Source organism: Psychrobacter sp. JCM 18903 (genome assembly GCF_000586475.1).
GTDB lineage: Bacteria > Pseudomonadota > Gammaproteobacteria > Pseudomonadales > Moraxellaceae > Psychrobacter.
Map to the genome: position 1 here is coordinate 44,570 of NZ_BAWJ01000003.1, position 12,928 is coordinate 57,497.

Consider the following 12,928-nt stretch of genomic DNA (forward strand, 5'->3'; position numbering starts at 1 on the left):
GACTGAACGTTACGGCTTACTTCGCTTCTTCACCAGCTAAGAAGAACCAAGTATCTAGTACAGAATCAGGGTTCAATGACACTGAGCTGATACCTTGCTCCATGAGCCAGAACGCGAGATCTGGATGGTCTGATGGACCCTGACCACAGATGCCGACATATTTGTTTGCTTTACGGCACGCATCAATCGCCATGGTCAATAGTTTCTTAACCGCAGGATCACGCTCATCAAATAGATGTGAGACGATACCTGAGTCACGGTCAAGACCAAGTGTCAACTGAGTCAAGTCGTTAGAGCCGATTGAGAAACCATCGAAATGCTCTAGGAATTCATCTGCCAATAGGGCGTTGGTTGGTAGCTCACACATCATGATAACGCGTAAACCGTTTTCGCCACGTTTTAGACCGTTTTTCTCAAGTAATTCGATGACTTCTTTGGCTTCACCAACGGTACGAACGAATGGAATCATAATCTCGACATTGGTCAAGCCCATCTCATCACGTACGCGTTTTAATGCTTTACACTCAAGCTCAAAGCAGTCACGGAAATTATCAGACACATAACGACTGGCACCGCGGAAACCAAGCATTGGGTTTTCTTCTGATGGCTCGTATAATTTACCACCAAGCAAGTTAGCATATTCGTTCGATTTAAAATCTGACATACGAACAATAACTGGCTGATCCATAAAGGCAACGGCTAGCGTTGAGATACCTTCGACCAACTTATCTACATAGAAGTCAACCGGTGAGGCATAACCAGCGATACGTTCTTGGATGGCTTGTGCAATTTCGCGTGGCAAGCTGTTCATGTTCAGTAGTGCTTTTGGATGCACACCAATCATACGGTTGATGATGAACTCTAAACGCGCAAGACCAATACCTTCGTTTGGCATTTGCGTGAATGAGAAGGCGCGATCAGGATTACCAACGTTCATCATTACTTTGAAGGCAAGCTCTGGCATAGACTCAACAGAGTTGGTCTGTACTTCAAAATCAATTTGGCTTTCATAAATGAAGCCAGTATCACCTTCGGCACAAGAAGCAGTGACGTCTTGACCATCAACCAATAGCTCAGTGGCATTACCACAACCAACGATGGCTGGAACACCTAGCTCACGAGCGATAATCGCTGCGTGACAAGTACGACCACCACGGTTAGTAATGATAGCAGAAGCACGCTTCATGACAGGTTCCCAATCCGGATCCGTCATGTCTGATACTAGTACATCACCTTCTTGTACTTTATCCATCTCATTTAAGTTGCTAACGATACGGACTTTACCTGAACCGATACGCTGACCGATTGAACGACCTTCACACAATACTTTAGCGTTAGTCGTGTCGATGATATAACGTTCCATAACATTGCTGTCTTGGCGGCTCTTAACCGTTTCAGGGCGCGCTTGAACGATGAAGATTTCGTTAGTGTCGCCGTCTTTTGCCCATTCGATATCCATCGCTTGACCATAATGCTTTTCGATCGTCACGGCTTGTTTAGCAAGAGAGGTTAGCTCTTCAGTTGATAATGAGAACTGCATACGATCTTGTTTTTCAACATCGACAGTTTTCACTGATTTAGTGGTGCTACCTTCATCACCGTAAATCATTTTCTTATGCTTGCTGCCTAGGTTACGGCGAATCACCGATGGTTTGCCATTGGCTAGCAATTGCTTAGAAATATAGAATTCATCTGGGTTAACCGCGCCCTGTACAACCATTTCACCTAGACCATAGCTTGACGTGATGAATACCACTTGATCAAAACCGCTTTCGGTATCTAGCGTGAACATCACACCCGCCGCGCCAGTTTCTGAGCGAACCATACGCTGTACAGCAGCAGATAAGGCAACGCCTTCATGCTCAAAACCTTTATGGACACGATAAGAGATGGCACGGTCATTATATAGTGATGCAAATACTTCTTTAATTGCAATTAGGACGTTATCAATGCCGCGAATGTTCAAGAAAGTCTCTTGCTGACCCGCAAATGATGCATCTGGCAAATCTTCGGCAGTCGCAGAAGAACGTACAGCAACCGCGATGTCTTCGCCGCCGCTCATCGTTTCAAACGATTGACGTACTTCTTGCTCAAGATCACTTGGCAGCTCTTGCTCAATAATCCAAGTACGAATCTTTTTACCCGTTTCTGCAAGTTTTTTGACATCATCAACATCTAGCGTTTTTAGTTCGCTGTTGATTTTGTCAAGCAGGCCAGTTTCATTCAAAAAGCGGTTAAATGCATTTGATGTGGTGGCAAAGCCGCCTGGTACACTAACACCCAAATCAGACAAATGGCTGATCATTTCACCTAATGAGGCGTTCTTGCCGCCGACCATTTCAATGTCGTCTTTTCCTAGCTGATCAAGATTGATTACAAGTGCTGTAGATTGCGCTGCCATGATAACTCCAGAAAATAAGGTTATTTAGTAAAGATTATAACGGTGAATTATACCGCTATATTTGGAGAATTTCGAGGGGTTGAACCAATATTTTTGTCAAAAAGATACAAATTGTGGGGTTTGCTACATAATTAATAGAAGGTTATTCATTTTTTTATTTTTGAGATGACGTAAAAATGCGAGTAAAGACCACTCTAATTATCAAGATATGTTTATAAATCGGCTGATAAATAGAGGGTTTAAAATAAATAACAGAAGAGCTTTAGGATATTCTTATAATATTTGCCTTTATATATAGCAGATAATGCTGCGCTAGTATGAGTAACCAGTCAGCACAATAATGGTTATTAATCGGCATGATAAGATTAAAGGCACTGTGGCTTTCTAAGTGTACGCCTGTAACATTGATTTCTATTAGGTCGCTATTATGCGTATAATGTAGAGCATAAATAGTAGCGGTTTATCCTGATATAAATGTGCAATATTAGCGCTTATACAAAACGAAAATTACGTCTGAAAATCAAGTCTAAAGCCGATCAAAAATAAAAGCCAAATGAAGATTACCATTGTGTTTTCAATCGAGGTGCCAACGTTATGTACTCAAGTAATCCAGCTGAACAACTGAATCCCACTATTCAAAATCGCAACGCGTTAAACTTAGACAGCTCTCAAGCCGTTCGAACCGCTTTTTTTATCTCAGATGGCACAGCGATTACGGCGGAGACGCTTGGCCGCGCTATCTTGAGTCAGTTTGCTTCAGTACCTTTTGAAACACGAGTGTTGCCATATGTCGATAGCTTAGAGCGTGCAGAAGACGCTGTTGAGCAAATCAACATGGCGTATCAACGAGATGGTTTGTTGCCATTAGTCTTTGATACGATTGTTAACCCTGATATTCGTGAAAAGATCAATTCTGCCCAAAGCTGTAACTTGGATATGTATGAGGGTTTGATAGGTCGCGTCGCTGAAGAAACGGGTGTGGAGCCTGACGGACATTCGGGTCATGCACACGACGATGTGGATTCTGAGACTTATAAAGAACGTATCGACGCGGTGCATTTCGCTTTAGACAATGATGATGGTGCGCGTACGCGTCATTACGATGCGGCCGATATTATTTTGGTGGGCGTATCACGTTCAGGTAAAACACCGACTTCTTTATACTTAGCCTTACAGTTCGGTATTCGAGCAGCAAATTATCCTTTGACCGAAGATGACTTGTACGATAATCAATTGCCAAAAGCATTGCGCGAGCACAAAGACAAGCTGTTTGGTCTATTGATCGATACCGATCGCTTGGTGAAAATCCGTCAAGAGCGCCGTGCGGGCAGTCGTTATTCGAGCTATCAGCAATGTCAGCAGGAGCAGCGGGCGATACAGGGGATTTATATCACGCATGGTATTCCAAGCCTTGATGTCTCTGAGATGTCCGTTGAAGAAATCGCTACGCGCATCTTGCAGATGACGGGTCTCAAACGCCGTATCGGCTAATAAAATATAAGCTATCAATGAATGGCTTGAATCAATTAATTGTTTAGTAATAACGATTTAGCAATAACGATTGCTCAAAAAAGAACCATTATTTAAAGCATCACTATTAATAACTATCATTTAATACCATCTCATTATCACATAGAGAATATTATGAGTTCATCTTATAAATCTAGCAAGACCCCTTTATTATTGGCCAGCTTGCTGAGTGCGGTCAGTTTACTGAGTGCTTGCCAAACGTCACCTTTTTCACGTGAGCCAGTGCCTGAGCCACGTTATATCCCAACCATTGTATTGGGTGAAGCGCAAACGCTAACAATCATGCCCAATCGTGTGGCCTGCGCCTCGGCATTACCGATGCAGTGTTTACTGGCCAAATCAAGCAAAGATGGCAGCGTGTTTCAGGTACCTTATGATTGGATTGATGACTTTAAACCAAGCCTTGGCACAGAATATGTGATTAGTGCGCGTCCGCAGATTGACGAGGGACAAAAAAGCGCGACTGGGCATTGGACACTGCAAAATATTGTGTCACAACGTATGGTGGGCACGCCTTAGTCGTGTGGTTTTGACTCAAGCAATTATTGATTCATACACAGTCTAAAAATCAAATAAATAAGTAAATGTAAAGAGGACACGATGGGAACTAAAAAACCAAGCGACGCGACCAATGATATTGGTAAGGACATTCATACCGAAGTATCGAATAAAGAAAGCGGTCGCGTGCCGAATCCTGAGCATACTGAAGGCAAAAATAAAAAACAAAATATTGAACAAACCCATGAGCAGGTCACTGATGATGTCATGCACCATCCTGATCTTATTAATCCGCTCGATGATACGCGAATCGATATCAAGTCTGGTTATACGAAAGATTCACGTCGCTTAAAAGGCGATAACCACGAGTATGAGTATGATGCGGTCGTTTTAGGAGCAGGTCCTGCTGGCGAAGCGGCAGCTATGAAACTGACTAAATCTGGCAAAAAAGTGGTGGTTATTGATCCACGTGATCAGGTAGGTGGTAACTCTACCCATGTGGGTACGATTCCAAGTAAAGCACTGCGCCAATCGGTATTTAACCTCATTAACTTTCGCCGTGATCCTATGTTTACCAAGGCGATGGAGTACAAGCAAGTTCCTCTAAATAGAGTGCTTGCCAATGCTCGAAAAGTCATTCGCAATCAGGTTAGTACGCACACAAGATTCTATGAACGCAATCGCATTGAAGTGATTCAAGGTTGGGCAAGTTTCATTGATGCTCATACTTTGCGTGTTGAAACCGATGACAATGTCTTTGAAACCATTACCTTTAATAAAGCCATCGTAACGGTTGGTAGTCGTCCTTATCGCCCTGAAATTTTAGACTTTAACCATCCGCGCGTTTTTGATTCTGATAAAATTTTGCAAATGGATTATGTGGTCAAAAAAATTATCATCTATGGCGCGGGCGTGATTGGTTGTGAGTATGCCTCTATCTTTACGGGTCTTGGTTATAAGGTTGATTTGATTAATAACCAAAATCAATTGCTCAGTTATCTCGATAGCGAGATTAGCGATGCTATCGCGCATGACTTTAGACAATTCGGCGTATTGATTCGTAGTAACGAAGAGATTGATCATCTTGAAACGCATGACGATTATGTCGTCTTGCATCTAAAGAGTGGTAAGCGCATCAAATCTGATGCCATTCTTTGGTCAAATGGTCGCTCAGGTAATACGGAAGGTTTAAACTTAGAAGCGATTGGTCTAAAAGCAAACAGTCGTGGTCAATTAAAAGTTGATGATACCTATTGTACTGAAATCGAAAATATCTATGCCGCAGGCGATGTGATTGGTTGGCCATCTTTGGCTTCTGCCGCTTATGACCAAGGACGCTGTGCGGCGGCCTTTATGGTTGGTGATAGCGATGCGGAACCAGTGTCAAGCGTGCCAACTGGTATCTATACGATTCCTGAGATTTCTTGTATCGGTAAAACTGAGCAAGAGCTAACCGACGAAAAAGTCCCATACGAAGTGGGTCAAGCATTCTTCAAGCATTTGGCACGAGCACAAATCATTGGTGAACGCTCAGGTGTTCTAAAGATTTTGTTCCATCGTGATACGTTGGAGATTTTAGGAATCCATTGCTACGGTAACCATGCATCAGAGATTATTCATATTGGACAAGCCGTGATGAAGTGTAAGAGTAATAATACACTTGAGTACTTTGTGAATACTACTTTTAATTATCCAACGATGGCAGAAGCCTATCGCGTGGCGGCACTAAATGGTCTTAATCGTGTTTTTTAAGTGATAGAATCTTAAAACGTTATAAATAAAAAAGCGTCTGCTATGTTAGCAGGCGCTTTTTTGATTCAGGATTATTGATTTGGCTTTTATTGATGGCAGGTGCTAATGACATGCAATAGTCTTTTGCTTTAGGACACTGTTTTAAGTGCTTTATTTGCATCATGCCAGCGCATCCACATAAGTAGCGCAAAGTAAAACACCCATAAGGCGGCTAGTGCATAAAATCCAGTAGAAACTTGGGAAATACTAGCCCCCATTTGATTAAGCTGAACGGAGGTGTTGATACCCGGTGTCGTGGGTACGAACCAACGTATGATTTGTAAAACTGTGGGCAGCTGATCTGCTGGCCACGGATAACCACTGACAAAAAACATCGGTAGTGAGCTAAAAATTAGGATTTGCATACTACGTTCGCGCTGGCGAAACCAGAGTCCAAACACACAGCCAAGTGTCGCCACGGTTGGGCAAAATAACAGAAGGAACAGTAAACTGCCAAGCATGTTTTGCCCACGCGGATAGTGGTGTAGCTCAAATGTCCAGCCATAATAAAAGCAGCCAATAATGAAGCTAAACATACTGAGCGCAGCAATTCGCCCAAGCCAACCACGGATACTCGTCGCATGTCGCCGCTGCTCATACCACGTACCAATCAGCATCGCTGTGGCGATTAATAAGGTTTGTTGCAAAATTAGAATAGAGACCGCTGGCACTACGTAAGCGCCATAACCTTCTGTTTGATTGTATAGAGGGACAATCACTAATGGTACTGCTTGAGTATTAGCAGCCGCTGTTGCTGAATAAGCACCTTGTGCCACATTTTTTTTGACTTCAATCCCTGCTGATACCGTACTGACTGCTTTTAAAAACCCCATCTGCACGTTTTTATTTAACAGAAAGTAGCCGCCATTACCCAATACGCTGACGCTCGCAGCTTTTCCCGATAGTACTTGCTGCTCAAGCCCACTTGGAATGACCATGTATCCAGCGATTTCATCTGACCACATAGCCTCTTTAGCCTGCTGCTCGTTGAGAAAAAGCTGTGTGTCTAACTGCGGACTGGCACTCGCATAGCGAACGATGGTTCGTGATAGATTACTATTGTCGTTATCAATGATACCAACAGGTACATGGTTGACCACCTCTGTCGAATAAGGCCAAGGATAAAAGAAGCCATAAATAATGGGGGCAATCAGTAAGAGTAATAGCACACCTTTATCAGAAAAGATGTCCTTAATGGTCTGTAAAAAACTACCTAAGAAACTTGGTGTTGAAGACTGCTTGGTTGAATCTGACGTTGTCGAAGATAAATCGTCTTTTGGTGGTAATGACATTAGCGCGCCCCCCAACGTTCAGGATGCGCCAGCGCGCGTTTGGTTAATAAAGTAGTCAGGGTCATCGCAATCGTCGTGGCAATAGCCAGACCATAGACGATCGGCAATGACACAGCAACAGGGGCTTGCATCTGTAATTGTGCAATGTGCAGTTTTAGATAGTGAGTGAGTGGCAGTGCATCTGACCAATGCCGAGCACTGTCACTGATAGCAATATAAGGGAAGGTCACACCAGCAAAGGCATAAGAAGGTGCTGAAATAAAACCAGTAGCAGACAAGCCCATGCGTAATGAAAATGAGCCTAAGGTAAAGATAGCACCCAGCCAAAACGATAGCATTATTAATAATATCAAACCAGCATAAGTTGCAAGCACTGAGCTCATGGCAACGGATTCTTGCGGCGTGGCAAGCCATAGAGCCAACATCGCCCAAATGCTAAAGGCCAATGTCGGCCAAAAGTATTTGCCCAACAGACCAAACAATAAGACTAAAACGTTTGCACTTTCCGTCATATCTTCATTCGCATGACTAGAGACAGAGATTTGATCATTTTTGCTCATGTTATGGTTGTTTTCTACGGCATTTAATATTTGCTGATGTTGACTCGTTTTTTGTGATTCGTGTCAAATTAGGATGACCTGTACTGATAAAGCGATACCAGTGCCGAGTCGTTTATCCCGCAGCTCATGACCAATCGTCGTTGCACCGATCACCATCGCTAAAATATGCAGCAGCGCGGGTATGACCGTTGAAGCCAAAAACTGCTGATAATCGGTGGCTGCATTAAACAGGCTGATACGCTGTATGCCAATCGGTGAGTAAGCAATCGCAGCTTGCGACGGTGCCATGCCTTGTTTGACCAAGCGTTGTATCTCAACGCCTGCCGATAACGTCCCAGCGACCGCTTGAACGCTGGTTTGGATAATGCCGAATGTGTACCGTACTGAGCATTTACTTGTAAAATTAATGGAGCAGGCTCAGCAGATAAAATATGCCGAGAAAAATCTTCAGGGATAATGACAATAGCGTAAATATCACGCTGCAAAATAGCCGCTTTTGCCTCAGCCTCTGAGTAATAAAGTTGTCTAACCGTTAGAGTAGGGCTGGCTTCCAAATAGCGTACCGCGGTATTGGCAATCGGGCTATTGTCTTGGTCTATCACCCCAATGGGCAAATCCGTAATCTGTGTTTGTGAAAATATCCACCAAATCAGTAGGACGGTTGCCAGTGGTATCCAGACCACCATACTAAAGTCCCACGGATTTTTGGTCAAAAACCGTCGCTCATAGGCAGCACTACGTAAAAAAGCCTTACTTAACTTCATCGGGTGCATGGCTTACTCTTGGCTTGCATTAGTAAGTGCTGGATTGACGCGTACAATAACGCTCATACCTGAGCGAATACGTGCATCGGGAGTCGTCGGACGTGCTTTTACTTCAAAGGTACGTACATCGAATCCATCATCATTATTGGTCGGCCGCCAAGTGGCAAAGTCAGACAATGTTGACGTAGCATAAACGGTAAACTGTTTGGTATAAGGCTTATTTGCTGATGACAGCGCAGGAATCGTACCAGTAAATTGCTGACCAATCGCAAACTGGTTTAAGTAGGATTCGGTGACATTAAGTACGACCCACTGCTCATCGGTATTGACCAACGTCAAGATAGGCACGCCTTGTCCGATGACTTCACCCGCGCTGACAATGACATTGTCCACAATGCCTGCAATAGGGCTTTTTAAATTGGCTTCTTCTTTTGCCACCAGTGCTTCTTCTAGTTGCGCATCGACTTGCGCTACTTGCGCTGTCGCCGCTGATTTATCTTCACTGCGTGCGCCTTCTTTTGCCAAATCGTATTGCAAGCGCGCCGCTTCAGTTTGATCTTGAGTGGCCAGATATTGCGCATACGCCTCATCGCGTTTTTGCCGTGCCATAAGGCCTTCTTCATAAAGGCGGTTGACACGCTGGTAAGTGTTCTCTGCCAAATCAGAAGCAGCTTTGTTGCTTGCCAAGCCGCTTTTGCTTGAGCGATCTCTTGTGGACGGGCGCCATTTTCGGCTTTATCTAACTGACTTTGTGCCATTTGCTTGCCAGCCAGCGCCTGATTGATCTTTGCGTTAATCTCAGGCGAGTCCATTTCAATCAGCTGTTGCCCGACCGTCACCGCATCACCTTCTGTGACCAGAATTTTGGCAATACGTCCCGGTACTTTTGCAGCGATGGAGGTTTGCTGCATCTGCATCTGCCCTTGCAAAGTCACGACTTCAGGTTCGCTATGCTGATTGCTTTTATATAGACCATAGGCAATAACGCCTAATACAATCAGAACCAATAGCGCCAGAAGTGCCTTTTTTATCATGGCAGATTTATCCGCTTTTTCTGCATGGCGCTTATAAGTAGGCACTGCTTGCTCATTTTCAGCATCAGTTGCTTGATCGTTATGGTTATTGACTGAGTCGGTAGATTGCTCTGAGTCGTTTAACTTGCGCGAGTCGTCTGATTCGTTGGTAGATTCAGTCATGACAGTGAGATTCCTAAAGCAGCAAAATTGAGGATAAAGGGTATGTTATTAGTACATTCGTACAGCATAAGGTTTGGCGCTTTCTAAGGCTTCAGAATTAAAAATCGCACCAAAGGCGACGATAAATGCTGAATAATAAAGCCAAAGCATAATGACCACGGCAGCTGAAAGCGCGCCAAACTCAGCGCTATAGTTATTAAAGTTTTGCACATAAATCGAAAATAGCACAGACAATACAATCCAAAGAATGGTCGACAGAGCTGCTCCTGGCACCAGTTTTTTTAGCGCGACGGTGTCACGGTTTGGGGCTAGGCGATAGAGGCTTAAAAAGCTCAAAAATATGATACCAGCCAATATAGGCCACCTGCTCCAAAGCGCAATCGTTTTAGCTATTTGCGGGAAGGGGAAATAGGCTGCCCCTACAGGAATAATAGCAATAGAAGAGACCGCTATAATCAAGATTACTACCGCGCCAAAGGTTAAGCTGACTGCTAAAATGTTACTTTGTATGAAGTTACGCTCTTGAGTGATATGAAAGGCGAGATTGATCAGAATAATTAAAGATTTAACACCTTTAGAGCCAGCATAAAGGGCGAGTAAGGTCGATAAGACAAGACTGAACGTGAGCGCGGATGTGGTATTAGAGACCAATGCGCTTAGGCGTGAATTGAGGACTTCATACACCGTATCAGGTATAAACGGACGCAAAATCGAGATTTGCTCTTGCATCTCAGCTGGTGAAAACGCGAGACCATAAAGCAGTACAAACACCGCCATTACTGGAAAAATTGATAAAAAACCAAAAAATCCCACGCTCGCGCAGTGCGCCCAAACATTAGAGTTGTTCGCAATACGCCACGTCTTTAATGAAGGCTGCAGCCAGTTACTTATTAATTTAGAAGTCGGGTTTTTCATAAAACAGTATTCACAATAGAGTTAGCAATAGTATGGTTATTGATAGCTTTATGATAATTAGTATGGTCAGGCTACTGTAATAGTATTGCGGCGCTAACCTCGCTTGAGGTATCAAATATACCTCTTCGCTCAGCTGCCTTGTCATACTTTAAAATCGAATCAACTATATAAACGCTTATCCACACTATCTATCATTTTCAAATTAAATCATTACTCAGTATACAAAGTCGGTAATCGAATATCAGCAGCATTAAGATAGGCATTAAAGGCAAGAGGCGTACCACAGCTTTGCATGAGTGCGGCCAGCGATTGTACATAGCTGTTCGCCGCTTGCGCTTGTTCAGTACGTGCTTTAAGCGACTGCGTTTGTGCTTGGACTACCTCAATCGGTGTATTTACACCTTCTTGTAGCCCCAACTGGCGCAAACGTAAGACTTCTGCGGCCAGATCTACGTTACTTTGTAATGCCTGATAACGAGATTGGGCATTATTAACATCGTGCCAGTTTTTTTCGACCAGTAATAATAAATTGTCACTGACTTCGATTTCAGACAGATCCGCTTGGCGTATTTTGGCATTGCTCGATGCGAGTGATGCATTTTTATCAAGACCACCCCACAGCTTCCAGCTGGCTGATATACCGGCTACCCAACTGGGGTCTTTTTCAATTTGTCCGTAGCCATAGAGCATGACGGTAGGCTTGTGACCAGTATCTGATAGCGCATGTAGCTGCTCAGCTTGCGCGCGTTTGGCGGCGACTTTTTGTAGACCTGGGTGATTGGTGAGTGATAAATTCTGAAAATAGTTTACATCGGGTAAAGGACGGCTAGAGACGAATAACGGTGTCGTAGGTTTGATGCGATAGTCGGTACGCAATAACCGCTGTAAAGCCATCATCGCAAGACGAGCATCGTTATTGGCATTGACGGACTCACTTTTTGCATCGGCAAGCGCAGATTGTGCTTCTAGGCGATCAACACGTGAGATAAAACCTTCTTCAAAAAGCCGCTGCGCCATATGATCAGTCTGCTGCAAGGTATCATAAGCATCTTCGCGTAAATAAGCGGCAATGATGGCCAGCTGTGCCTTAAAATAACGCTCAATCAGGGTATTATAAAGCTCGTTTTTATCCAATAGGCTGTCTGCGACGGCTTCTTGGGTACGGGCATTGGAAGCACCTGTCAAAGCGTTGGTACGTCCAGCAGTATAGATGGGCCAAACCACGCCCAGACCTGCACCAGCCGTTGAGCCTGAGCGCTTTAACTCATAAGAATCTGGGATACGCTCACCGACCAATTCACCAAAATTCGGCAAATCTGGTAATGGTGGAATAGGCGGAATCACATTATCGACACCATTGTTAACGTCATTAACAATACCGTTTTTCAATGATGATAAGTCAAGATCCGCGTCTAAGTTGTAAGCATTGGCTGATAATTGGGCAAACACCAATGGATTGTCTAAGGTTTTGAGCGCATCCGTTTGGTATTCACTAGCAGCAATCGCCGCTTGATTGGCGGCCAGTTTCGGTGACACTTGCAATAAAATATTTTGAGCTTGCTCAAGGCTTAACAGGCTAGATACTTCTAATGGATAACTATTATCAATACTTTTATGGGTAATGGGATCGATAAGCGTTGTTAAGCCAGTTTTTTGCTCGGCTTGACCCATGTCTGTATCTGTCGTTGACCTTCTATTTTGAATCTCGTTTTTTTGAGTACTGTTTTGAGCGCTGTCTTGAATACTGCTTTGAGTACTGTATTGAGTGTCAGCGTCGATAATTTGCGTCACTGCAACGGCTGTGACCTCATTCGGTGACTCGATATTATGATCCGTAGCGCTTGCAAAAACAGGCGCCGCTAAACCCATGAACGTAATCGTCATCACCGCAGTAGACAGAGTCGATAAAGCAAATTTCATAAGTCACATAAGCCATTAATTAGAATGCAAAGTATTTTAGAGTCAGGCAAAAAAGTATCAA

At 43.8% G+C, this 12,928-nt stretch carries 11 protein-coding genes; 3 read left to right on the forward strand and 8 right to left on the reverse strand.

The window, feature by feature from the left end; translation table 11 throughout:
- Nucleotides 1-16: 16 nt before the first annotated feature.
- Nucleotides 17-2,401 carry a phosphoenolpyruvate synthase gene (gene ppsA / locus TT12_RS02990; protein WP_045452104.1) on the reverse strand — a complete coding sequence of 795 codons (2,385 nt, stop codon included), beginning with the start codon at nt 2,399-2,401 and terminating at the stop codon, nt 17-19.
- Nucleotides 2,402-2,995: 594 nt separating this feature from the next.
- Between ppsA and ppsR the strand changes: the two genes are divergently transcribed.
- The 3 genes from ppsR (at nt 2,996) to sthA (ending at nt 6,181) form a co-directional block, all read left to right on the forward strand.
- On the forward strand, nt 2,996-3,892 hold the full coding sequence (ppsR, locus tag TT12_RS02995; RefSeq protein WP_045446910.1) for a posphoenolpyruvate synthetase regulatory kinase/phosphorylase PpsR: 897 nt from the start codon (nt 2,996-2,998) through the stop codon (nt 3,890-3,892).
- A 153-nt stretch (nt 3,893-4,045) separates the two neighbouring features.
- Complete coding sequence (locus TT12_RS03000) at nt 4,046-4,450, forward strand: DUF4377 domain-containing protein (protein WP_045446913.1); 405 nt, start codon at nt 4,046-4,048, stop codon at nt 4,448-4,450.
- An 81-nt stretch (nt 4,451-4,531) separates the two neighbouring features.
- Nucleotides 4,532-6,181: a Si-specific NAD(P)(+) transhydrogenase gene (gene sthA / locus TT12_RS03005; protein WP_045452107.1), complete on the forward strand. Its 1,650-nt coding sequence runs from the start codon at nt 4,532-4,534 to the stop codon at nt 6,179-6,181.
- A 128-nt stretch (nt 6,182-6,309) separates the two neighbouring features.
- Here the strand turns inward: sthA and TT12_RS03010 are convergent, their stop codons facing one another.
- The 7 genes from TT12_RS03010 to TT12_RS03030 all read right to left on the reverse strand — a co-directional run bounded on the left by TT12_RS03010 (nt 6,310) and on the right by TT12_RS03030 (nt 12,867).
- Complete coding sequence (locus TT12_RS03010; RefSeq protein WP_201605663.1) at nt 6,310-7,512, reverse strand: ABC transporter permease; 1,203 nt, start codon at nt 7,510-7,512, stop codon at nt 6,310-6,312.
- Nucleotides 7,512-8,072 (reverse strand): hypothetical protein, encoded by a 561-nt coding sequence (locus tag TT12_RS16335; protein WP_243443304.1) that lies wholly within the window; start codon nt 8,070-8,072, stop codon nt 7,512-7,514. Before TT12_RS16335 ends, TT12_RS03010 begins: the two co-directional genes overlap by 1 nt.
- Before the next feature lie 158 nt (nt 8,073-8,230).
- The gene (locus TT12_RS16340; protein WP_243443305.1) at nt 8,231-8,836 is read right to left on the reverse strand and encodes an ABC transporter permease; all 606 of its coding nucleotides are present in this window, start codon (nt 8,834-8,836) and stop codon (nt 8,231-8,233) included.
- Nucleotides 8,837-8,848: 12 nt separating this feature from the next.
- Nucleotides 8,849-9,373: an HlyD family secretion protein gene (locus tag TT12_RS16345; RefSeq protein ID WP_243443306.1), complete on the reverse strand. Its 525-nt coding sequence runs from the start codon at nt 9,371-9,373 to the stop codon at nt 8,849-8,851.
- Entirely contained in the window at nt 9,307-10,032 is a 726-nt protein-coding gene (locus tag TT12_RS16350) for an HlyD family secretion protein (RefSeq protein WP_243443307.1), read from the reverse strand. The genes TT12_RS16345 and TT12_RS16350 overlap by 67 nt, the downstream gene beginning before the upstream one ends.
- A gap of 48 nt (nt 10,033-10,080) precedes the next feature.
- On the reverse strand, nt 10,081-10,947 hold the full coding sequence (locus TT12_RS03025; RefSeq protein ID WP_045452110.1) for a YihY/virulence factor BrkB family protein: 867 nt from the start codon (nt 10,945-10,947) through the stop codon (nt 10,081-10,083).
- 210 nt (nt 10,948-11,157) lie between these two features.
- On the reverse strand, nt 11,158-12,867 hold the full coding sequence (locus tag TT12_RS03030) for a TolC family protein (protein WP_045452114.1): 1,710 nt from the start codon (nt 12,865-12,867) through the stop codon (nt 11,158-11,160).
- Nucleotides 12,868-12,928: the final 61 nt, after the last annotated feature.

Excerpts from the sequence above, each read along its gene's own strand:
- ppsA (WP_045452104.1), bottom strand. The coding sequence starts at position 2,401 with ATGGCAGCGCAATCTACAGCACTTGTAATCAATCTTGATCAGCTAGGA.
- TT12_RS16340 (WP_243443305.1), bottom strand. The coding sequence starts at position 8,836 with ATGAAGTTAAGTAAGGCTTTTTTACGTAGTGCTGCCTATGAGCGACGG.
- sthA (WP_045452107.1), top strand. The coding sequence starts at position 4,532 with ATGGGAACTAAAAAACCAAGCGACGCGACCAATGATATTGGTAAGGAC.
- TT12_RS03010 (WP_201605663.1), bottom strand. The coding sequence starts at position 7,512 with ATGTCATTACCACCAAAAGACGATTTATCTTCGACAACGTCAGATTCA.
- TT12_RS16350 (WP_243443307.1), bottom strand. The coding sequence starts at position 10,032 with ATGACTGAATCTACCAACGAATCAGACGACTCGCGCAAGTTAAACGAC.
- TT12_RS03025 (WP_045452110.1), bottom strand. The coding sequence starts at position 10,947 with ATGAAAAACCCGACTTCTAAATTAATAAGTAACTGGCTGCAGCCTTCA.
- TT12_RS16335 (WP_243443304.1), bottom strand. The coding sequence starts at position 8,072 with ATGAGCAAAAATGATCAAATCTCTGTCTCTAGTCATGCGAATGAAGAT.
- TT12_RS03030 (WP_045452114.1), bottom strand. The coding sequence starts at position 12,867 with ATGAAATTTGCTTTATCGACTCTGTCTACTGCGGTGATGACGATTACG.
- TT12_RS03000 (WP_045446913.1), top strand. The coding sequence starts at position 4,046 with ATGAGTTCATCTTATAAATCTAGCAAGACCCCTTTATTATTGGCCAGC.
- ppsR (WP_045446910.1), top strand. The coding sequence starts at position 2,996 with ATGTACTCAAGTAATCCAGCTGAACAACTGAATCCCACTATTCAAAAT.